This is a genomic window from Acinetobacter sp. TGL-Y2 (assembly GCF_001612555.1).
Lineage (GTDB): Bacteria > Pseudomonadota > Gammaproteobacteria > Pseudomonadales > Moraxellaceae > Acinetobacter.
Genome location: NZ_CP015110.1, coordinates 3,040,612 through 3,062,505, shown reverse-complemented (window position 1 = coordinate 3,062,505; position 21,894 = coordinate 3,040,612). Strand labels below are relative to the sequence as shown.

The window sequence follows — 21,894 nt, the reverse complement described above, 5'->3', positions numbered from 1 at the left end:
GATGGTCAGTATAGCTTCTCATTTAACGGATTGTTAGTTTAGTTATTATATCCGCAAAAATAGACCAAATTTAGATTAGTTTGTATTGTTGTTGGGGATAAAAAAATAATAGGAAATACACTGTGCTTGGACTGTATCGTAAGCCAAAAAAGGGGTTAATAGGAGTAGACATTAGTTCTACTTCTGTAAAGTTATTGGAACTCTCTGTAAAAAATGGACGCTATTGGGTTGAAAGCTACGGCTTAAGCCCGCTGGTGGACGGAAGTGTCGTTGAAAAAAATATTTTAAATGTGGACAATGTTGCTGATGCTTTAGAGCGTGCAATGAACATTGCCAATCCACAATCGTCCAATGTAGCGATTGCAGTGCCAACCTCGATGGTGATTCATAAAACGATTGAGATGGACGCTGAGATGTCTGATGAAGAACGTGAAGTTCAAATTCGTATGGATGCTGAACAATATATCCCTTTCCCGCTCGATGAAGTTAGCCTTGATTTTGAAGTGCTCCCTGAAAAATTAGCCAATCCAAACCGTGTCAATGTTTTATTGGTGGCGACCCGAACCGAAAACGTTGACTCACGTATTGAAGTTCTAGATTTGGTCGGATTACATCCCCAAGTAGCAGATGTAGACAGTTATGCTTTAGAACGTAGTTTCGACGTGTTTTCAGACACTTTGCCAATTGGGGTAAATCTGGTGGGTGTGTTAGATATTGGTCATACCATGACCACTTTATCGGTTATGCAAAACGGTAAAATTATCTATACCCGTGAACAGGTCTTTGGCGGTAAGCAGCTGACACAAGATGTTCAAACTCGTTATGGCTTGTCATATGATGAAGCGGGGCGTGCTAAAAAAGATCGCACACTGCCAGATGATTATGAAACCGAAGTGTTATTACCTTTTTTAGATGCCGTGGTTCAACAAGCCGCACGTTCATTGCAATTCTTTTTCTCTTCATCTCAGTTCAATGAAATTGATCATATTTTGCTGGCAGGTGGTAATGCCAATATCCCAGGTCTATCAAAGCTCATGCAGCAAAAGCTTGGGTACCGCGTAACCATAGCCAACCCATTTTTACAAATGGGTTTTTCTCCTCAAATTGATCTTCGAAAAATAGAAAATGACGCACCCTCTTTATTGGTTGCCTGTGGATTAGCATTGAGGAGCTTTGATTAATGGCAAAGATTAACTTACTCCCTTGGCGAGAAGAGCGAAGAGAACAACGAAAAAAAGAATTTATTATAATTTGCATTGCAGTTGCTTTACTGGCCATTGCAACGGTATTGGCGAGTTGGTTCTTTCTCAATCAAAAACTCAATGATCAAGAGCAAGCCAATCAATTGGTGGTCAGTACCAATCAAAATTTGGACACCCAATTAAAGACCTTGGAAGGTTTACAAGAACGTCGTAAAGCGGTGATTGATCGCATGAAATTGATCCAAGGACTTGAAGGGCAGCGGCCCGTCACTGTACGTTTGGTTGATGAGTTAGTACGTGTTGTTCCAGCAAGCATGTATATCACCAAGTTTTCTCGTTCAGGTGATAAATTTACCATTGAAGGCAAGGCTGAAAGCCCGAATTCAGTTGCCGATTTATTGCGTGGTCTAGAAGCATCTGAGTGGTATCGCAATGCATTTATGAATTCCTTCCTTGCAGCGACTGAAAATAAAGAAAAAGCCCCCTCTTCTGTAATTCCAAGAGTTGAAGAATCATACGGTACGTTTGTGGTGACCGCAGATTTGGGTGCAATTGCATTACCTGCGCAAAATGAGACCAATACACAAGGGGCTGCGCAATGAGTCGTGAAGATTTAGATGAATTTGATGATGAGTTAGATACGGCTAAGAAAAAAAGCATGAGCGTTGATAAGTTTTTTCAACAGTTCAATACCTTAGATTCGAGTAATTTTGGCAGTTGGCCTCTTTCGGTCAAAATTACCTGTTGGATTTTTTTGTTTTTTCTGGTGTGCGCGATCGGCTACTTCTTGGCACTCAAGCCGAAACTCGATGCGATTGATCAGGCACATGCGCAAGAACAAAACTTACTGAATGAGTTTAAAGACAAAGATTCTAAACTGCGTAATTTGCAGCAGTATCAAGCTCAACTTCAGCAAATGGAAATGAACTTTAATCAGCAGTTGCAACAATTGCCAAAAGAAACTGAAATTCCAAATTTGGTTGAAGACATTAACTTGACCGGTGTGAATTCAGGCATGAAGTTTAAAAATATTCGTCTTGAACCTGAAGTAACACAAGAGTTTTTTATCGAGCAACCCATTGCAATTGAAGCCACTGGCGATTATCACTCTTTTGGAAGTTTTGTGAGTGGTATTGCAGCTCTACCACGTATTGTGACCTTGCATGATTTTGTGATTACCGCGACGCAAAGCCAAGATAAAAAGTCAGACATTCCAACGGTTGATTATTCATTAAAAGCCAAAACCTATCGTTATATCGCTACAGCCAATGATTTGCCGTCAGTGACGACAGCAGCCCCAATTCAACCAACAACAGGGGAGACACCGTGATAAAAAATTGGAAGATTTCATGTGGTTTACTCATGTTGGTGATCTTAACCGGCTGTGAGTCACGCATTGATGCAGTGAATCAGGAAATGGCGAATATTCGTAGTCAGGCTCCTTTGCCGATTGAGCCAGCACCAGTATTTAATCCAGTGCCGACCTTTAACTACTCAGCACATCAACTACGTAGCCCAGTGTTGCCAAATTCACTCGCGAAAGAGTTAAAGGTCATGTCTGGCAAACGCGTTTACCCAAACTTTGCTCGACCACCACAGCCTTTAGAAAGTTATGCCCTTGAAAGTTTAAACCTCAAAGGTAGTATGAAAAATGCGAACGGTCGAATTTTGGCGCTGATTCAAACGCCTGATGGTGAAATTGAGAAAGTCCAACGCGGCAGTTATATAGGCGTTAATCAAGGTCGTATTGTCAATATTACGCCGACACGTATTGATCTATTGGAAATCGTGCCAGATGGTAGAGATGGTTATATCGAAAGACCACGAAGTTTGGTTTTGATTGGTCCAGTGGATTAAGACGAAATAAGGAATAACAATGAAAAATAGTGTAGAAAATTTTTGGGGTAGGGATCATCAGTCTATGAACAGTATGTTACGTCAATTTGCCTTGGCAACCGTATCAATCGCTGTGATGCAAGTTGCATCTGCGCAAATGACCATGACCAATGTGATACCCATGCAAATTCCAGGACAAGGCACAGAGGTCCGTGTGATGTTCAATGGTTTACCTCCACAGCCTCAAGCTTACCAACTGGATAACCCGGCACGTTTAGTCTTGGATTTTAATCAAACACGTCAAGCCTTAAATCAAAGCAATATTCCCGTGTCGACCTCTGAAGCTTCATCGGTTGAAGTGGCGTCGGATGATCAGCGCTCGCGCTTAACTATCAATTTAAAACAAAAAGGTGATTACACCACGCGCGTTGAAGGCAACATGTTTATTTTGAAAATAAATAACCAGGCTTCGAGCACTTTAGCGAGTCTCGCAGTACCTGAATATAAACAAAGTCAAGGATTGACCGACATTGGTTTCCAGCGCGGCAGTGCGGGTGAAGGACAAGTTATTTTGAATTTGCAAGGTGCGAACACCCCTGTCGATGTCCAACAGCAAGGCAGTAAAGTCGTAGTGCGCTTTTTGGGCAATAAAATCCCAGCACACTTAATTCGCCGTTTAAACGTGAATGATTTCGCAACACCTGTATCTAATGTGGATGCCTATAACGATGGTGCCAATGGTGTGATTACCATTCAGTCTACGGGAAGCTATGAGTACATGGCGTTTCAAGCTGAAGATAAGTTGACCATCAGTTTAAAACGTCCTGAAGAGAAAAAAGGCATTAAAAACACTGTCGCATCGACGCGTTATGTGGGTAATAAAATTTCACTCGACTTCCAAGACATTGAAGTTCGACGTGTATTGCAGTTATTGGCAGATTTTACTGGCATTAATATGGTGGCATCAGACACTGTTCAAGGCAATATTACCTTGCGTTTGAAAGATGTGCCTTGGGATCAAGCTTTAGATATTGTTTTGAAGACCAAGAATTTAGACAAACGCCGTAACGGCAGTGTGATCTGGATTGCGCCTGTGACTGAGCTCATTAAAGTTGAGGAAGATGAAGCCAAAGCCATTGCACAAAGTGTGAAATTGTCACCCCTGCAAACTGAATATATCCAGCTAAACTACGCTAAGGTTACAGATATTGAAAAGCTGATTACCCAAGGTAAAAACAGCTCAAATTCTGGAAGTACAAATAATGCAGGTGGAGGCACTGATCCACTCGGTGATAGTGTGGGTTCGCTGTTGAGTCCACGGGGTACAGTTTCATTTGACCCACGTACCAACACCTTAATTGTGAATGACACAGCACAAAAAATTGACCAAATCCGTAAAATGATTGATTTACTGGATGTCTCTGTTAAACAGGTGATGATTGAAGCCCGTATTGTCCGTGCAACCACCGATTTCACCAAAGAGATGGGTGTGAAATGGGGTATTTTGTCTCAAGGCATTACGCGCAACAATGATCTGTTGGTCGGTGGAAGCGATCAAACCTTATGGGACTTAAAAAACCCAGATGATGATGGTAAATATGATATTCAGCGCCCAGATAATTTAAATGTGGACCTAGGTGTTGCCAATGCTGCGGGTAAAATTGCCTTTGGTCTGATCAATATGTCGGACTTTATGCTGGATTTAGAACTCTCTGCGCTACAAGCAGATGGCTATGGCGAAGTAATTTCAACGCCAAAAGTACTCACGGCAGATAAACAACAGGCTAGAGTTGCCTCGGGTCAACAAATTCCGTATCAAACCACGGAAACTGCAGGTGGGACAGCCACTGCAACCACATCATTTAAGGACGCGCTGCTCAGCTTAGACGTGACCCCAAGTATTACCCCAGATGGCAAGGTTCAAATGAAACTGAACATTACCAGTGACTCCCCCGCAGGCACTGCACCGAATGGTGAAATTATTCTGAACAAGAATGAAATTGACACCAATGTGTTGGTGGATAACGGCGAAACTGTGGTTTTGGGTGGGATTTTTGAACAAGAAACCCGTAACCAACAAACCAAAGTGCCTTTTTTAGGTGATTTGCCTGCAATTGGACGTTTATTCCGCCGTGATTCAAAATCTGAAAGTAAGCGTGAGTTATTAATCTTTGTGACACCAAGAATTGTTAATGACAGTCAATCTAGAAATCATTAATATACTTTCAATGAAAGCAATTCAATAGGTGACTCCTTGCCGAGCAAAGAGTTTGAATCTCTACCGAATATTTATTTGGTAGGGCCCATGGGAGCAGGGAAAACAACAGTTGGTCGACATCTAGCGGAATTACTCCATCGGGAATTTCTCGACAGTGATCACGAAATAGAAAGAAAAACTGGGGCGACCATCCCATGGATTTTTGAAAAAGAGGGTGAGCAAGGATTTCGTCATCGTGAATCTTTAGTGATTGATGATTTAACCTCCAAAAATAATTTAGTGATTGCTACTGGCGGCGGAGCAGTCACGCAAGTCGTCAATCGTGATTATTTAAAAGCACGCGGCATCGTTATTTATTTATATACACCTGTTGAAATTCAACTACAACGCACTTACCGCGATAAAAATAGACCTCTACTGCAAGTCGAAAACCCAGAAAAAAAATTAAGAGACTTACTGCAAGCTCGAGATCCACTGTATCGTGATGTTGCGCATCATATTATTGAAACCAATCAGGGTGCAGCGCGTGATCTTGCGCAGAAAATATTGCAGCTGATTGTGGCAAAAGAGTTGAACTAATCTTATTTAAATTGGCTTTAAAATCATGCAAACCTTACACGTAGAATTAGGCGATCGTCGTTATCCCATCTTTATTGGCAGTCATTTAAATCCAAAAGAATTGCTCGCGCCTTATATTCATGGTCAGCAGGTCATGATCGTGACCAATACCACGGTTAAACCCTTATATCTTGAGCATTATATTTCAGCTATTGAAACTTTAGGTAAAACCGTTAAAACCTGTGTGTTGCCTGATGGTGAGAAGTATAAAAATATCGAACATCTCAACCTGATTTTTGATGCCTTGCTTGAGCAAGGTTTTAACCGTGATTGTACAGTGCTTGCTTTAGGTGGCGGTGTGATTGGCGATATGGCAGGCTTTGCGTCAGCCTGTTTCCAGCGCGGTGTGTATTTCATTCAGGTACCGACCACGCTTTTATCTCAAGTGGATTCAAGCGTAGGCGGAAAAACCGGGATCAATCATCCGTTGGGTAAAAATATGTTGGGCGCGTTCCAACAGCCCCAAGTGGTGCTTGCCGATATGGCACAGCTCAGCACTTTGCCTGAGCGAGAACTGTCAGCAGGATTATCTGAAGTCATTAAATATGCTTTGCTGGGTGATGTGGATTTTCTGGTTTGGCTTGAAGATAATATGCAAGGCTTGGTGGGGGGTAATCCCGAATTACTGGCAGAAGCGGTATATCGCTCATGTGCACATAAAGCGCGAATTGTGGCCAATGATGAGAAAGAGCAGGGTGAACGTGCTTTATTAAATCTGGGACATACCTTTGGTCATGCGATCGAATCGTATTTGGGGTATGGTGAATGGCTGCATGGTGAAGCAGTTGCGACAGGCATGGTCATGGCGGCAGACTTGTCACATTTGATGGGATGGATTTCTGCGGCAGATCTCGAGCGTACAAAAAACATTATTGTCGCTGCAAAATTACCGATAAAATGTCCGAAAATTCCATTAGATGAATTTTTGGCTTATATGTCGCATGACAAAAAAGTGTTGAATGGTCAGTTGCGCTTGGTTTTAATGAAGTCATTGGGTCAAGCCATAATTACCAAAGATTTTGATGTTGAATTGATGAAACAAGCGATTTTGCGTAATCAGCAATAAGAGAAAAAGCATGATAGTAAAGCATTCGAATTGGCAAAATATTCAACAGTATATTTGGTTGGTGGGTGGTTTACTGTGTTTGATTTTTGCAGCAGTGTTTTGGATGATGACTGACACTAAGGCGCTTCTGACGCAATCTAAACATATCGAAGAAACCCAAGTGCTGATTCAGCCTGAAAAAGTGGCTGCAACTACGCATTTGGGTGGTTTAACCGAAGAAGTAAGACCATTGGCTTTGACTGCTCGAAAAGTCGCATCTGGAAATCACTTGGCTGAATTTCGTGGCACCAAATTTATTCAAGACAATCAGAAAAATTGGTTTGTCGAACTGTTTCGTGTCAGTAATGAAGATGTGATCAAAAGCTTTTTATTGAAACAAACCGATCGAAAAAATTTCATCTATTTCCGTTTAAGCGGTGAAGATCAGATTGAACAATATGTACTTGGGTTGGGCAATTTTAAAAATCAAAATCAAGCCAAAGATGAGATTATAAAGTTACCTTTTCAGTTTCCAGCCTCAGTTAAACCAGTGGCGAAGAAATTTGAAGAGTATAAAGCTTTAGTCAATGACCTGGGTTCTGAAGAACTGATTGGAAATAAGAAACTCTATCAAGTGAAATTAAAGTCTGCACCGCTGCCTTTAATTGATGAATCACTGATTGTACCACCTAAACCTGTGCTTAACGCGCCGATTGATCCCGCAAAAACGACGACAACGACCACCATCACACGTAAAGATCAGGTGGGTAATGTTGTTGATGTGAAACGCTCTCAATCTGTAGTCGATCAACCAGTTCAAAAAGAAGCACCAAAACCTGCGCCTGCAAATAAACCAGCAGATACTCAAATTAGTGATCCATTTAATTAAAATAGAATCAAAATAGCGCATTTCGATAAAATCAGGTTGTTGGATGCACATTAATAGTGCGATATTTGGGATCCAAATTGGTGCTTAAGCAGGATTCATATTGTGAACGCTGCTCAGCAAATCCAATAGAAATAAGAGTAATGAATTGGCATGTTTATTGCTTTAATAGTGCATCAGTCAAGCAAATTGTCCCTGTTTTGGCGCGAAGAACTTGCATTGGTGTGCGATTGGGAGTGGTGAATCTGCTTTAAATAAGTGCAAATACAGCCAAATATTTGTGGTGTTGAATCAGAGTATACTGCTTGGAACAAAGAAGAAAAAATGATCTCTTTGTTTTGAAGAATACAATCGTCAGTTATATCGTCAATTATAAATTTGAATACGTTTTGCCCCATCAGGGCCATGTCGAAAGAAGGGTACGCTATGCACATGCCATCGCCTAATACTGTAGCTCCCGCTAAAGGTTTATACCAACCGGATGAGTTCAAAGATAACTGTGGTTTCGGATTAATCGCCCATATGCAAGGCGATGCAAGTCATGACTTGGTCAAGACCGCGATTCATAGTTTAAGTTGCATGACGCACCGTGGTGGTATTGCAGCTGATGGCAAAACTGGCGATGGTTGTGGTCTACTTTTGGCGATGCCAAAACAATTCTTCCGTAATGAAGCCAAAAAAATCAGTGATATCACTTTAAGTGAGATTTTTGCTGTCGGTACAGTATTTTTAAATCTAGATCCTGCCATTGCCGCACATTCAAAACAAGTTTTAAGCAAAGAAATTGAATCTGAAGGCTTGAAAGTCTTGGCTTGGCGTGTCGTACCGACCAATGTCGATGCTCTGGGTGAAATCGCCCTACGTTCAATGCCTGCTTTTGAGCAGATCATTGTCAACTGCCCAATGGGTCTGACTGAGGTTGAGTTTAACCGTAAATTGTTCTTGGCGCGTCGCCGTGCAGAACAGCTGTTGGTTAATGACAGCTCATTTTATGTCACTACACTCTGTTCGACCGTCATCACCTATAAAGGCTTGATGATGCCTGAGGCGATTGCAGACTTTTATACAGATCTTGCCAATCCCGAGCTTGCATCGCATATTGTGGTGTTCCATCAGCGCTTCTCAACCAATACCTTACCGCGTTGGCCTTTGGCTCAGCCGTTTCGTTATTTGGCACACAATGGTGAAATTAATACCATTACTGCAAACCGTAACTGGGCGATGGCACGTGTACCTAAATTTGAAAATCCGCTGTTACCGGGTCTGACCGAGTTCAATCCGATTGTGAACCGTACTGGTTCAGATTCTTCAAGTTTAGACAATATGCTTGAAATCTTGGTGGGTGGGGGCATGGATCTGTTCCGTGCACTGCGTATGCTGGTTCCACCTGCATGGCAAAACGTGGAAACTTTAGATGCAGATCTACGTGCATTTTACGAATTTAACTCAAAGCATATGGAAGCTTGGGATGGGCCTGCGGGACTTGTAATTCAAGATGGTCGTCATGCGATTTGTATGCTGGACCGTAATGGTTTACGTCCTGCGCGTTGGGTGATTACCAAAAATGGGTATATTACTTTAGCTTCAGAAATTGGCGTTTGGGGCTATCAGCCTGAAGACGTGGTGTCTAAAGGTCGCGTCGGTCCCGGTCAGATTTTGGTCATTGATACCTTTACCGGCAAAATGCTCGATACCCAAGATGTTAGCAATCATTTGAAAAAAATGCGTCCATATCGTGAATGGTTACGCGAAAATTCTGTGCGTGTACACGGCAGTCCAGAGCTTGAAGAGTATTTATGTGATCAAGGCTTAAAAGGGGATGACCTCAAAGCTGCCCAAAAAATGTTTATGGTGACCTTTGAAGAGCGTGATCAACTGCTTCGCCCAATCGCAGAAAGCGGTCAAGAAGCTGTAGGCTCAATGGGTGATGACACGCCAATGGCAGTCCTGTCACGTCAAGTTCGTCATGTGTCGGACTATTTCCGTCAGCAATTTGCGCAAGTGACCAACCCACCGATTGATCCATTACGTGAATCGATCGTGATGTCACTTGAGACCTGTCTCGGTCGTGAGCAAAACGTGTTTGAGCAAAGCCCAGAACATGCAGATCGCTTGATTATTTCAAGCCCCGTGCTTTCAAATTCAAAAATGCACCAAATTCGTACACTGGGTCGTAAAGGTTATGAAATCGCTGATATTGATTTAAACTATCCAGAAGCTGAAGGTTCAGAAGCTGCGATCTCACGGATTTGTGAGGAAGCGGCACAAGCGATTCGTCAGGGTAAAACCTTACTGGTGATTTCGGATCGCAAAATTCGTCGAGGCTTTTTACCTGCCAATGCTGCAATGGTGACCGGTGCGATTCATCACCATCTTATTCAGGTGGGTTTACGTACCGATGCCAATATTATTGTCGAAACAGCACTGGCACGTGATGCGCATCAATTTGCCGTGATTTTAGGCTTTGGTGCAACTGCGATTTATCCTTACCTTGCTTATGATGTGATTAATGATTTGATTGCAAAAGGTGAGTTATTGGGTGATCCCATTCATGCTCAATCTAACTTCCGTAAAGGTATTGAAAAAGGTTTACTTAAAGTCCTGTCTAAAATGGGGATTTCAACGGTTGCTTCTTACCGCGGTGGTCAGTTGTTTGAAGCCGTGGGACTTTCTGAAGAAGTCGTGAATAAATGCTTCATTGGTGTGCCAAGTCGAATTAAAGGCGCAACCTTCGTTGACCTTGAAAATGACTTAAAAAAATTGGCAGATTTGGCATGGAAAGCGCGTAAGCCGATTGAACAAGGTGGACTGCTTAAATTTGTTTATGATAAGGAATATCACGCCTTTAATCCCGATGTGATTAACGCTTTACATAAGTCAGTTCGTTCGGGTCAATATGCTGACTTTAAAGAATATGCAGAACTGGTGAATAGCCGTCCTGTAGCAACGATTCGCGATTTACTCAAACTTAAAACAGACAACTCCATTCCGCTTGATCAAGTTGAAGCAGTTGCAGAGATTTTACCGCGCTTTGATTCAGCAGGCATGTCACTTGGGGCGTTGTCACCTGAGGCACATGAAGCGATTGCGATTGCTATGAACACGATTGGTGGTCGTTCAAACTCTGGTGAGGGCGGTGAAGATCCGGCGCGTTATGGCACCATTCGTAATTCGAAAATTAAACAAATTGCTTCAGGTCGTTTTGGTGTAACACCAGCGTACTTAACTTCTGCTGAAGTGCTGCAAATTAAAGTCGCACAAGGCGCAAAACCAGGTGAAGGCGGTCAGTTACCCGGTGGTAAAGTGAATGGCTTAATTGCACGTTTACGTTATTCAGTGCCGGGTGTGACCTTAATTTCTCCACCGCCGCATCATGATATTTATTCAATTGAAGATTTATCACAGCTGATCTTTGACTTAAAACAAGTCAATCCGCAAGCGATGGTTTCAGTCAAATTAGTATCTGAGCCGGGTGTAGGTACAATTGCGGCAGGTGTGGCAAAAGCTTATGCCGACTTCATTACCATTTCGGGTTATGACGGTGGTACGGCGGCATCCCCATTGTCTTCAATCCACCATGCTGGTTCTCCATGGGAATTGGGTCTTTCGGAAGCGCATCAAGCTCTTCGCGTCAATGACTTACGTGGCAAAGTCCGTGTACAAACTGATGGTGGTTTAAAAACGGGTCTGGACGTAGTGAAAGCGGCGATTTTAGGTGCAGAAAGCTTTGGCTTTGGTTCAACACCAATGATTGCACTCGGTTGTAAATACCTCCGTATTTGCCACCTGAATAACTGTGCGACTGGCGTTGCGACTCAGCAAGATCATTTACGTCAGGAACATTATATTGGTGAGCCTGAAATGCTGATTAATTTCTTCCATTTTATGGCTGAAGAAACCCGTGAATGGCTCGCAGCTCTCGGTGTGTCTCGTTTAAAAGATTTGATTGGACGCACTGATTTATTAGAGATGCTTCCAGGTGAAACAGAGAAACAAGGACACTTAGATTTGAGTGCACTGCTCGAATCACATCCTTCTGCGGAAGGTAAGGCACAGTATTGTCAAGTTGAAGGCAATGCACCGTTTGATAAAGGTATTCTTGCAGAGAAGATGGTTGCGGAAATGCTGCCTGCAATTGAAGCAGGTACAGGCGGCGAATACAGTTTCAAGATTGGTAACTGTGACCGTTCAATTGGTGCACGTATTTCTGGTGAAATTGCACGTCGCTATGGCAACTTAAGTATGGAAGCACATCCAGTTAAAATGAACTTAACCGGTACTGCGGGTCAATCTTTAGGTGTATGGAATGCGGGTGGCCTTCATATTAAACTTGAAGGTGATGCCAATGACTATGTCGGTAAAGGGATGGCGGGCGGTCGTATCTCAATCTTCCCACCCAAAGGTTCACCATTTCAGACTCAAGAAACCGCGATCATTGGTAACACGTGTTTGTACGGTGCAACAGGCGGTAAAGTCTTTGCAGCAGGTACGGCAGGTGAGCGTTTTGCAGTGCGTAACTCAGGTGCATTTGCGGTCATTGAAGGTGCAGGTGATCACTGCTGCGAATATATGACGGGTGGTATCGTAACTGTGCTGGGTAAAGTCGGACACAACTTCGGTGCAGGGATGACCGGTGGTTTTGCTTATGTATTGGATTTAGAAAATGACTTTGTCGATCACTATAATCATGAACTAATCGAGCTAAACCGTATTTCAACCGAAGCGATGGAAGAACATCAAGGATTCTTGCTTCGCATTTTGGATGAGCATATTCAAGAAACTGGAAGTGCTTGGGCCTATAAGATCCGCAACGAGTTTGATTTCTACAGCCGTAAATTTTGGCTGGTGAAACCCAAAGCTGCAAACTTGCAGACTTTGTTAAAAACCACTCAAGCTGATCCACAATAATTCCACGACTGCAGATATATAGGCAGGTGTAGCAGGATAAAACTGACCACACCTACCCACGGAGATAGACATGGCAGAGCGCCTAAACAATGATTTTCAATTTCTGGATGTCGCACGCCAAGATCCTGAGAAAAAAGATGTTAACGTCCGCAAAGCTGAGTTTGTGGAAATTTATAAGCCCTATACCACCGAAGTGGCGGCCAATCAGTCGCATCGTTGTCTGGGCTGTGGTAACCCGTACTGTGAATGGAAATGCCCAGTGCATAATTACATTCCAAACTGGCTCAAACTGATTGCTGAAGGTCGTATTTTCCAAGCTGCTGAGCTTTGTCACCAAACCAATACCTTGCCTGAAGTCTGTGGTCGCGTATGTCCGCAAGATCGTTTATGTGAAGGGGCATGTACTTTAAATGACGGTTTTGGGGCTGTGACCATTGGTAATGCAGAGAAATATATTAACGACACTGCATTTGCACTGGGCTGGCGTCCAGATATGTCCTCTGTCAAATGGACCAATAAAAAAGTCGCGATTATTGGTGCAGGCCCTGCTGGCCTTGGCTGTGCGGATATTTTGGTCCGTAATGGGGTGAAACCTGTGGTGTTTGATAAGCGTCCAGAAATTGGTGGCTTACTGACCTTTGGTATTCCAGAATTTAAAATGGAAAAAGACGTGATGAAACGTCGCCGTGAAATTTTCACTGGCATGGGCGTTGAATTCCGTCTGAATACCGATATTGGTACCGACATCAGCATTGATCAGCTGCTTGCAGATTATGATGCCGTGTTTATGGGCATGGGCACATATACCTATATGAAAGGGGGGTTTGCCGGCGAAGATCTTGAAGGTGTACATGATGCGCTAGATTTCCTGATTGCCAATGTCAATCGTACCCAAGGCTGGGAAAAAGATCCGTCGGAATACATTTCAGTTGAAGGTAAAAAAGTGATTGTACTGGGCGGTGGAGATACCGCAATGGACTGTAACCGGACCTCAATTCGTCAAGGCGCTGAATCCGTCACTTGTGCGTATCGTCGTGATGAAGAAAATATGCCGGGTTCACGCCGCGAAGTACAAAATGCGCGTGAAGAAGGGGTTGAATTTGCCTTTAACCGTCAACCGATTGAAATTGTCGGTGAAAACGGCAAAGTGACAGGCGTTAAAGTGGTGACCACACAATTGAGTGAACCGGATAGTCGTGGCCGTCGTAGCCCAGAACCGATTCCGGGTTCAGAAGAAATTTTGGCAGCGGATGCAGTCCTTCTTGCCTTTGGTTTCCGTACCAGCCCTGCGGATTGGTTCACGGGTGCCAATATCAATCTCGATGGTTCAGGTCGTGTGGTGGCTGCAGAACAGCAAGACTACAAATTCCAAACCTCAAATCCGAAAATCTTTGCCGGTGGCGATATGGTGCGTGGATCAGATTTAGTGGTCACGGCGATTTGGGAAGGTCGTCAGGCGGCTGAAGGAATTTTGGATTATTTAGACATTTAATTTTCTAAGTAGAAGCCATCTATTCAATTAAACCCACTTCGGTGGGTTTTTTAGTATCGCTCGGCTAAATTGATCGAGTTTTGTCTGACAAATCCTGAAAATACAAGCCTCAATTGGATTTTGAAAAATCATTGATTTTTATCAATTAAAATAAAATCAAACGCCGCTATAATGTGTTCAGGTTGGCAAAATGTCTAATCGGCCGTTTATCGTGTCGATTTTTGCAATGTACAAAAATAAAGCATCTGAGAAGATAAGGATAAATTCCAACAAATGTAGGGTTTAGACCATGACAATAACGCATGTGGCGACAGAAAAATCATATTTAAACCGCCCAAAAGCATTGGGTATTAAGGTACGTCGACTAAGCTATAACCCGAAAGCCATTCGCAGACATTTTTTTGCAAACTCTCCCGTGATGTCGCATTTACTCACAGCATTGTCATCTACTTTTCCTATTGGGGAACAGTTTTTTGTACACAGCGTCCGAAACGTGCGTGATAAAGTGAAAAGTGAACATCTGCAGGCGCAAGTCGCTGCTTTTATTGGGCAAGAGGCGATGCACTCTAAAGCCCATGCTGAGTTTAACGATGCTTGGCGCAGAGACGATTATCAGCTGGACAGTTTCCAAGCATGGTTGGCGCGTCGTGATGAATTTATTCGTACCGTGCATCCCAAGTTTCAGCTTGCCATTACCTGTGCCTTTGAGCATTTTACGGCGCTGTTAGGTGGTTATATACTGAGACATCCTGAGATTTTAAGTACTTTAGATGAAGATGCGACCAAGCTTTGGGTCTGGCATGCCATTGAAGAAATTGAGCATCGCGCTGTGGCATTCGATGTCTATCAAGCCGTGTATAAAGATGACAAAGTACGCCGTACGATCATGCGTAGTGTAACCACGGGTTTTGCCAGTCTTACTTTTTATTCAGCCAGTCGTTTGTTTATGCAAGATTATAAAAAGAGCCTGCCTAAAGTATCAGGTAACTTATATGGTGTGTATCTGGTCTCAAAAATGTTGATTGAATTGATCCCTGAATATTTATCCTATTATAAAAAAGATTTTCATCCATCTGAAATTGACTATAGCGATCTGGTTGAACATTGGAAAAATAAACTGGCGAATGAATACCAAATGGACAGTTTCCAAGAAGAGCAGCCTGTTTTATACAGCTAATTCAAATTTAAGAAACCCAGCAAATTTGCTGGGTTTCTTGCTTTTCTAGATGCTCAAATGCACATGTAAGATTAACGGTTTCGATCTTCATCCAGCGATTTGGTACGACGCTGTCTTTGCCAAGGCAAAGGACGATCCAAAGTTTCAGGTACTTCACCTGAGGTTGAGCGTAAACGTAAATGGATAGCGGCTTGTGCAATCAAGTTTGCAGAAACAGGTGCTGTAATAAAAGCCAACAAAGTAATTAGTAATTCAGCAAAGCCTAGGCGACTATGAAAAGCAGCATAAATCATTGCAGCGATTAAAAAACTGCCGAGTCCAAGCGTGCTGGATTTAGTCGGTGCATGCAGTCGCATAAACAAATCGGGCAGTTTTACCATACCCACGGCACCGACCACGGTAAAAAATGCGCCAATCATTAAAAATATTGAGACCAGGATTTCCATTAAAAGTTGCATCAAAAAGCTCCTAGTCGATCACATGGCCAGTGGTGAAGTAACGTGCCAGTGCTGCTGTTGAAACAAAGCCCAGCATGGCGACCAAGAGTGCGCCTTCAAATAATGAGGTGCTTGCCCAATAGATGCCTAAAATGACCACCAGACACGTGGCATTTAAAAATAACGTATCGAGCGCCAAAAGTCGGTCAACAATCGAAGGTCCCAAAACCAAACGGAATAAGCAGAGGAACATGGAGAAGGTAATTACGCTTAAGCAGATGCTCAATGCATACGGTAAAATGATCATGCATCCTCTCCTGATTTAACGTCAAAAATTAACATCAGCGTTGCTTCATAACGGTTCTTGATTTCTAAGATATCTGCATCCGTGTCGTCTGAACTGAGTGAATGTACTAAAATATCGCCTCGCTCTTGGTCTATCCCTGCACTGACTGTTCCGGGCGTGGTGGTAATGATCATTGCAAGCAGCGTATTGACATGCTCATGATCGGTATCTAAAGGCACTCGAAACCATTTGGGATGTAAGTTTTTGGTCGGACCTAAGACTTGCTTTGCCACTTTAATATTACAAATGATAATGTCCCATATAACAGTCAAAGTCAGTTTTATCGCCAAATCCCAATGGATATTGGGCGTACGTACAATAAAGGGCTGAATGAGTTTTGGAATCATTAAACCCAAAATAATGGCCACGATAAAATCAAATAATTCTGCACTATGACCTAACATGAGCCAGCTGACTGCCACAATCACTGAAACAAAAGGATGGGGCAGTAATCGGTCAATGAAAGCGCTTTTCTGAGTCATTTATGGCTCCATTGGCTTGAGCTTAGCGTCATCGCTAGGATGTTGTTGGCTTTGCTCTTGTTGTTCAATTTGACGGTTTTTATATTCAGAAATATGTTCGCCTTGCAAGGTTTTAGGGCTAATCACATACGGAATATAATGTGCATTTGGATCGACTGCTTCACCGCCATATTTGGTTTCGGGTAAATAATTTGGATCGAAAGGCTGTACGCTAATGACATCCCCTAGCTCATCTGATTTAAGAATCGTTTGAGAATACACTGCCGCATCATCTAATTGTAATGCCGTTTTTTCAATGTACTGCATAATCGGATTGGCAAAAACCACATAAGCTATTAGCCCAACCATTAAAATATAGAAGGCATAATCATTTCTTGCAGGTGCAGTCGTAGGCAGGCTCTGATAATCCTTAAAAGCTTGCTCATTGGGGTTGTCTTCAGGTGTAGTGGCTCGCCAGAACAGCACAAAACCTGCGCGGGTAAACGCCATAATGCTGAGTAAACTCACCAAAAGTACTGTAATCACAATCAATAATTGATAGGGTGAAGTCGAGGTCGCTTGTAAGAGGAAAACTTTTCCAAAGAAACCACTAAAGGGCGGTAAACCTGCCATCATTAACGCCACAACAAAAAAGCAAATCGAGACTAAAGTTTGCTGTTTCATTTTCGGTGCGATCTTCAAATGATCTTTAAATGCACCGCGTTGAGAGGTAATCCAGCCGCATAACAAATAGAACATCGCCGCGATTAGGGTACTGTGTACCAAATAATACAGCGCTGCTGCCCAAGCCTGTGTGGTCATTAAGGACAGTGCAATGATAATGGTGCCAATAGAAGATAAAATCATGAAACCCACAAAACGGCGTAAACGTTCTGCAGCAATTGCACCAATCACGCCATATACAGAAGTGATTAGACCAATGGGCAACAACCAGTTCGATAAAATTTCACGGCTTAACTCATCATTAAAAACGGTGCTGTTGACACGTAAAATGGCATAGAGACCGACTTTGGTCATGATGGTGAAAATGGCAGCAATGGGCGTCGTCGCGACAGCATAGGTTTTAGGGAGCCAGAAACCGACCGGCAATATTGCGGCTTTAATCCCAAACACCACAAATAACAGCAAACCACCCGCCACAGCAAGTCTATGCTGATCACCTTCAAGCTGCGGCAAAATACGACTCACATCGGCCATATTTAAACTACCGACACTGCCATAAATCATGCCTAGACCAATCAAAAATAGAGCAGAGGCAAGCAGGTTAATGGTGACGTAATGAATCCCGAGTTGAAAGCGAACTTTGCCTTGACCATGCAGCAGCAAGACATATGATGCCATGAGCAAAATTTCAAAAAATACGAACAGGTTAAATAGATCGCCTGTGAGGAAAGCGCCACATAATCCCATCAATAAAAAATGAAACATGGCATGGAAGTAGCGACCACGCTCATCCCATTCTTTACTGGCGAACCAAATAATGGGTACGGTCAGCGCATAAGTCAGCACCAACATAAATGCAGCGAGTCGGTCTAAAATCAAAACAATACCAAAAGGTGCAGTCCATTCACTGAGTTGATAGACAAAAATCTGCCCACTATTGGCTTGAATAAGGTAACTAATGGCCGTAGCTAAACCTAAAAACACTGAAATTAAGCTGATACCGCGTCGCCAAGGTTGACGCCAGTCCTGAGACAAAGCGCCCGAACCTGGATTGCCTAGGAGCACCAAGATAAAAGCAGTAAAGGCCGGAATCAGAATGCTGAGGACTGGAGAGTGATGAAGCCAAAATTCAAAGAAGTTCATGATTAAGGCTCATCCTCACGTGGGTCGGTATTAATAGCTTCCTCTTTGGAGTCAACATGATCTGTACCAGACTCATAACGACTGCGTAGCGCCAATTGCACAATGAAAGCGGTCGTTGCAAAACCAATTACAATCGCGGTTAACACCAGTGCTTGAGGCAAAGGGTCAGTCACTTGGTTGGCATCGGTTAAAATTGCAGGTGCGCTGAGTTGTAGTCGCCCCATGGCAAATAAAAACAGATTGACGGCATAGCCAATCATGGCCAGTCCGAGCACCACAGGAAATGTACGCGCACGCAAAATCAAATAAATACCGGTGGCAACCAGCATTCCAATGGCAGAAGCAAGTAAAAATTCTAAACTAATCATGCATTACCCCTTGGGAACTGGACCAGTAATACTGGTATTACGGGAGTCACTCAGTACAGAAATCATCAACATGGCTGCGCCAACGACCGTCACATATACGCCAACATCAAAGGCTGCAGCAGAAGCCAAATGCATTTTGCCAAGCAGAACAGGTTCAACATAAATGTGTGCACTGGTTAAGAACGGACGTCCCCAGAGCCATGCAGCAATACCGGTGAGGCCTGCAATCATTAAGCCGACACCAATCCAAATTTCGTATAAGCGCCCAGATTTGGCTCTAAGCATATTTTCCGCTTGCTCTTGACCGAGTGCAATGTACTGAATCACCAGTGCCATGGAGGTGATTAAGCCTGCAATGAATCCACCGCCAGGCAAGTTGTGCCCACGTAAGAAAATATACAAGCTCACGACAAGGGCGATGGGTAAAACCCACGATGCAGTCATACGGAACATGAGCGGGGAGGGGTTAAAACGATAGGTCAAACCTTGGGTAATGGTTGTACCATGGGCACGCATACCATCCATCATACATAACGCACCAATGGCAGCGATGCCCAGTACGGTGATTTCACCAAAGGTATCAAAACCACGGAAATCGACCAAGATCACGTTGACCACGTTCGATCCACCGCCTAAAGGCAATGACTGCTGTAAGAAGAACCATGAAATAGAATTGTGATCACGGGTTAAAATCAGCCATGCAATCCAGCCAATACCTAGTCCACCAATAATCGCAATTGCTGCATCGCGCCAACGACGTGAACGTGACGATTCATAAGGTGTGAGCTGTGGAAGCAGCGATAAACTCATGAGCAGTAGCACAGTCGTGACCACATCTACCGTGATTTGGGTTAATGCTAAATCAGGTGCAGACAAGGTTACAAAAACCAAAGTAACCACCAAACCGACAGCACCACTGATCAGCACGGCTTTAATTCGTTCGTGATGGAACCACAGCATCATCCAGCAGGCTGAGAACAACAGTAACCACAGCACTATAGCCACTATAGGTGCATGGGTCAGCTCCCGCGTACCTGTGCTTATGCCTTGTCCAAGTAAAGGCATTGCCACAAGCGCAATTGCAAACACCACAATCCATAATAAATAATGCTGCAGCGAACCCGTTTCGGTTGCACGTTTTAATTTTCGAGAATTGAGTAAAAGGTGTTTTAAGAAACTTTCAAATAAAACTTTACCTTGAAGCTTACCTAAAGATGGGTCTAGGTCAATCTCACGAATACGGCTGCCTTTGGCCAAGGCAAAGTAGAATATTAAACCGCCCACGAGTGCAATCGCACTCATCAACAGCGGCAGATTAAACCCATGCCAAATCGCAAGGTGAACCCCTTCAAATGTCGCTTGATTAATACTGGCACGCGCACCTGCATTCACAATAGGCTCAAGAAGGAGAGCCGGTAAAATTCCGACAGCAATACATAAAGCTGCTAAAATCATGGCGGGAGCGCGCATACCCATATGCGGCTCATGCGCATCTTTATTGGGTACACCTTTACCTACATCGCCATCAAAAAACACGCCATGAACCAAACGTGCTGAGTACGCCACTGCAAATAAACCCGCCAGTGTCGCAACTATGGCAGCAAGTACCGCAATACCCCCCGATAAATTCGCTAAAAGTTCAGTGAAGAACATCTCTTTAGACAAGAAACCATTGGTTAGTGGCACACCTGCCATGGCTGCGGCAGTAATCATAGTCAGCGTTGCAGTAAAGGGCAATAGCTGCCAGATACCACTGAGTTTACGAATATCACGTGTACCCGTTTCATGATCAATAATGCCTGCGATCATGAACAATGCGGCTTTAAAGGTTGCATGGTTAATAATATGAAATACAGCTGCCGCGACAGCCAAAGGTGAACCGATCCCCAGTAAGCAGACAATTAAACCCAAATGACTGATGGTCGAATATGCCAATAAGCCTTTTAAATCTTCTTTGAAAATGGCGAAAAATGCCGCCATACACAGTGTAAATAAACCCACTGTGGTTACCAAATTGTGATACAGCGCTGAGCCGACAAAAATCGGCATTAAGCGTGCCAATAAAAATATGCCGGCTTTGACCATGGTGGCAGAGTGTAAATACGCCGACACAGGCGTCGGTGCTGCCATGGCATTGGGGAGCCAAAAATGGAAAGGGAATTGCGCACTTTTAGTAAAAGCACCCAATAAAATCAGCAGAAGTGTAGGGACAAACAAGGAGCTGGCTTGAATGGTCGAGGTCATCGTAATGATTTGATCGATCTGATAGGTACCGGTGATTTGCCCCAGTAAAATAAAGCCACCGAGCATGGCCAAACCACCCAGCCCTGTAATGGTCAGCGCCATACGTGAGCCACGCTGTGCAGCGTCGTAATTACTCCAATAACCCACCAACAGGAAAGATGAAATACTGGTCATTTCCCAAAAAACAAGCAAAATCATTAGGTTGTTTGATAGCGAAATGCCGAGCATGGCCGCCATAAACAACATGAGTAAGGCATAGAGCTTACTTAATGAATTTTTAGGATTTAAATAATAATAAGCATAAATATAAATGAGAGTGCCAATGCCTGAAATCAGCAGAGCAAAAATCAGGGAAAGTGCATCTAAGCGAAAACTTAAATCAATGCCCAGTTGCGGTAACCATGACCAATGCTCAACGACAGCATGGCCATTCAAGACATTTTTTGCTTGAGTCAGAAGTAAAATAAAGCTGCTTAAACTGACGCCAATCGCCCCTAAAGCTGTCGCCCCGCGAGAGAATTTTTTCAGCCATAGGACAAAGAAGGTGCCAAGTATTAACGGTAACAATATAATAATCGGTAGCACACTCGTATCCATAGTGTTGGGTAGGTTGTAGTAACCTATCATGAGTTTTATCTTTCAAATATTTGAGGACAGCAAAGAACCATCCAACTGCTTAAATTTTGAAAGCCGAACGAATTTTAAAAAAACAGAAACAAGTTGTGTTGCGCAACCTGAAAAAAACAGAGTTAAAAATAAACATTTTGATAAAAATGAATGCGATGATTTTATTACATGAGCAAAATAACATCAAACCTTTTTGCCTATG

General features: G+C 43.2%; 17 protein-coding genes. 11 read left to right on the top strand and 6 right to left on the bottom strand.

Annotated elements, in window-relative coordinates; translation table 11 throughout:
• Nucleotides 1–122: 122 nt before the first annotated feature.
• The 11 genes from AMD27_RS14640 (at nucleotide 123) to AMD27_RS14590 (ending at nucleotide 15,382) form a co-directional block, all read left to right on the top strand.
• Complete coding sequence (locus AMD27_RS14640) at nucleotides 123–1,181, top strand: pilus assembly protein PilM (protein ID WP_067661866.1); 1,059 nt, start codon at nucleotides 123–125, stop codon at nucleotides 1,179–1,181.
• A complete protein-coding gene (locus AMD27_RS14635) occupies nucleotides 1,181–1,804 on the top strand; it encodes a PilN domain-containing protein (protein WP_067661864.1) in 624 nt (207 codons plus the stop codon). Before AMD27_RS14640 ends, AMD27_RS14635 begins: the two co-directional genes overlap by 1 nt.
• The gene (locus tag AMD27_RS14630) at nucleotides 1,801–2,532 is read left to right on the top strand and encodes a type 4a pilus biogenesis protein PilO (protein ID WP_067661862.1); all 732 of its coding nucleotides are present in this window, start codon (nucleotides 1,801–1,803) and stop codon (nucleotides 2,530–2,532) included. The genes AMD27_RS14635 and AMD27_RS14630 overlap by 4 nt, the downstream gene beginning before the upstream one ends.
• 32 nt (nucleotides 2,533–2,564) lie before the next feature.
• Nucleotides 2,565–3,059: a pilus assembly protein PilP gene (locus AMD27_RS14625; protein WP_067661861.1), complete on the top strand. Its 495-nt coding sequence runs from the start codon at nucleotides 2,565–2,567 to the stop codon at nucleotides 3,057–3,059.
• Between the two features lie 19 nt (nucleotides 3,060–3,078).
• Nucleotides 3,079–5,256, top strand: coding sequence for a type IV pilus secretin PilQ (gene pilQ, locus AMD27_RS14620; RefSeq protein WP_067661859.1), 2,178 nt, complete (start codon nucleotides 3,079–3,081; stop codon nucleotides 5,254–5,256).
• A gap of 36 nt (nucleotides 5,257–5,292) precedes the next feature.
• Nucleotides 5,293–5,835: a shikimate kinase AroK gene (aroK, locus tag AMD27_RS14615; RefSeq protein ID WP_067661857.1), complete on the top strand. Its 543-nt coding sequence runs from the start codon at nucleotides 5,293–5,295 to the stop codon at nucleotides 5,833–5,835.
• A gap of 25 nt (nucleotides 5,836–5,860) precedes the next feature.
• On the top strand, nucleotides 5,861–6,940 hold the full coding sequence (gene aroB, locus AMD27_RS14610; RefSeq protein ID WP_067661855.1) for a 3-dehydroquinate synthase: 1,080 nt from the start codon (nucleotides 5,861–5,863) through the stop codon (nucleotides 6,938–6,940).
• Nucleotides 6,941–6,950: 10 nt separating this feature from the next.
• Nucleotides 6,951–7,808, top strand: coding sequence for a hypothetical protein (locus AMD27_RS14605; protein WP_067661853.1), 858 nt, complete (start codon nucleotides 6,951–6,953; stop codon nucleotides 7,806–7,808).
• Nucleotides 7,809–8,237: 429 nt separating this feature from the next.
• Entirely contained in the window at nucleotides 8,238–12,713 is a 4,476-nt protein-coding gene (gene gltB / locus AMD27_RS14600; protein ID WP_150115785.1) for a glutamate synthase large subunit, read from the top strand.
• Nucleotides 12,714–12,783: 70 nt separating this feature from the next.
• Nucleotides 12,784–14,205, top strand: coding sequence for an FAD-dependent oxidoreductase (locus AMD27_RS14595; RefSeq protein WP_067661847.1), 1,422 nt, complete (start codon nucleotides 12,784–12,786; stop codon nucleotides 14,203–14,205).
• A 289-nt stretch (nucleotides 14,206–14,494) separates the two neighbouring features.
• Complete coding sequence (locus tag AMD27_RS14590; RefSeq protein ID WP_067661845.1) at nucleotides 14,495–15,382, top strand: metal-dependent hydrolase; 888 nt, start codon at nucleotides 14,495–14,497, stop codon at nucleotides 15,380–15,382.
• 71 nt (nucleotides 15,383–15,453) lie between these two features.
• Here the strand turns inward: AMD27_RS14590 and AMD27_RS14585 are convergent, their stop codons facing one another.
• The 6 genes from AMD27_RS14585 to AMD27_RS14560 are packed head-to-tail and all read right to left on the bottom strand — an operon-like array spanning nucleotide 15,454 to nucleotide 21,662.
• Nucleotides 15,454–15,840, bottom strand: a complete 387-nt coding sequence (locus AMD27_RS14585; protein ID WP_067661843.1) for a Na+/H+ antiporter subunit G — start codon at nucleotides 15,838–15,840, stop codon at nucleotides 15,454–15,456.
• 10 nt (nucleotides 15,841–15,850) lie between these two features.
• Entirely contained in the window at nucleotides 15,851–16,126 is a 276-nt protein-coding gene (locus AMD27_RS14580; protein WP_067661841.1) for a monovalent cation/H+ antiporter subunit F, read from the bottom strand.
• Nucleotides 16,123–16,647, bottom strand: a complete 525-nt coding sequence (locus AMD27_RS14575; protein WP_067661839.1) for a Na+/H+ antiporter subunit E — start codon at nucleotides 16,645–16,647, stop codon at nucleotides 16,123–16,125. The genes AMD27_RS14580 and AMD27_RS14575 overlap by 4 nt, the downstream gene beginning before the upstream one ends.
• Nucleotides 16,648–18,453, bottom strand: coding sequence for a monovalent cation/H+ antiporter subunit D (locus AMD27_RS14570; protein ID WP_416202794.1), 1,806 nt, complete (start codon nucleotides 18,451–18,453; stop codon nucleotides 16,648–16,650).
• A 2-nt stretch (nucleotides 18,454–18,455) separates the two neighbouring features.
• Nucleotides 18,456–18,821, bottom strand: coding sequence for a Na+/H+ antiporter subunit C (locus tag AMD27_RS14565; protein WP_067661835.1), 366 nt, complete (start codon nucleotides 18,819–18,821; stop codon nucleotides 18,456–18,458).
• Between the two features lie 3 nt (nucleotides 18,822–18,824).
• A complete protein-coding gene (locus tag AMD27_RS14560; protein ID WP_067661833.1) occupies nucleotides 18,825–21,662 on the bottom strand; it encodes a monovalent cation/H+ antiporter subunit A in 2,838 nt (945 codons plus the stop codon).
• Between the last annotated feature and the right edge of the window lie 232 nt (nucleotides 21,663–21,894).

Excerpts from the sequence above, each read along its gene's own strand:
- gltB (WP_150115785.1), top strand. The coding sequence starts at position 8,238 with ATGCCATCGCCTAATACTGTAGCTCCCGCTAAAGGTTTATACCAACCG.
- AMD27_RS14605 (WP_067661853.1), top strand. The coding sequence starts at position 6,951 with ATGATAGTAAAGCATTCGAATTGGCAAAATATTCAACAGTATATTTGG.
- AMD27_RS14590 (WP_067661845.1), top strand. The coding sequence starts at position 14,495 with ATGACAATAACGCATGTGGCGACAGAAAAATCATATTTAAACCGCCCA.
- AMD27_RS14560 (WP_067661833.1), bottom strand. The coding sequence starts at position 21,662 with ATGGATACGAGTGTGCTACCGATTATTATATTGTTACCGTTAATACTT.
- AMD27_RS14585 (WP_067661843.1), bottom strand. The coding sequence starts at position 15,840 with ATGCAACTTTTAATGGAAATCCTGGTCTCAATATTTTTAATGATTGGC.
- AMD27_RS14580 (WP_067661841.1), bottom strand. The coding sequence starts at position 16,126 with ATGATCATTTTACCGTATGCATTGAGCATCTGCTTAAGCGTAATTACC.
- AMD27_RS14625 (WP_067661861.1), top strand. The coding sequence starts at position 2,565 with ATGTTGGTGATCTTAACCGGCTGTGAGTCACGCATTGATGCAGTGAAT.
- AMD27_RS14570 (WP_416202794.1), bottom strand. The coding sequence starts at position 18,453 with ATGAACTTCTTTGAATTTTGGCTTCATCACTCTCCAGTCCTCAGCATT.
- AMD27_RS14630 (WP_067661862.1), top strand. The coding sequence starts at position 1,801 with ATGAGTCGTGAAGATTTAGATGAATTTGATGATGAGTTAGATACGGCT.
- AMD27_RS14635 (WP_067661864.1), top strand. The coding sequence starts at position 1,181 with ATGGCAAAGATTAACTTACTCCCTTGGCGAGAAGAGCGAAGAGAACAA.
- aroB (WP_067661855.1), top strand. The coding sequence starts at position 5,861 with ATGCAAACCTTACACGTAGAATTAGGCGATCGTCGTTATCCCATCTTT.
- AMD27_RS14565 (WP_067661835.1), bottom strand. The coding sequence starts at position 18,821 with ATGATTAGTTTAGAATTTTTACTTGCTTCTGCCATTGGAATGCTGGTT.
- AMD27_RS14595 (WP_067661847.1), top strand. The coding sequence starts at position 12,784 with ATGGCAGAGCGCCTAAACAATGATTTTCAATTTCTGGATGTCGCACGC.
- pilQ (WP_067661859.1), top strand. The coding sequence starts at position 3,079 with ATGAAAAATAGTGTAGAAAATTTTTGGGGTAGGGATCATCAGTCTATG.
- AMD27_RS14575 (WP_067661839.1), bottom strand. The coding sequence starts at position 16,647 with ATGACTCAGAAAAGCGCTTTCATTGACCGATTACTGCCCCATCCTTTT.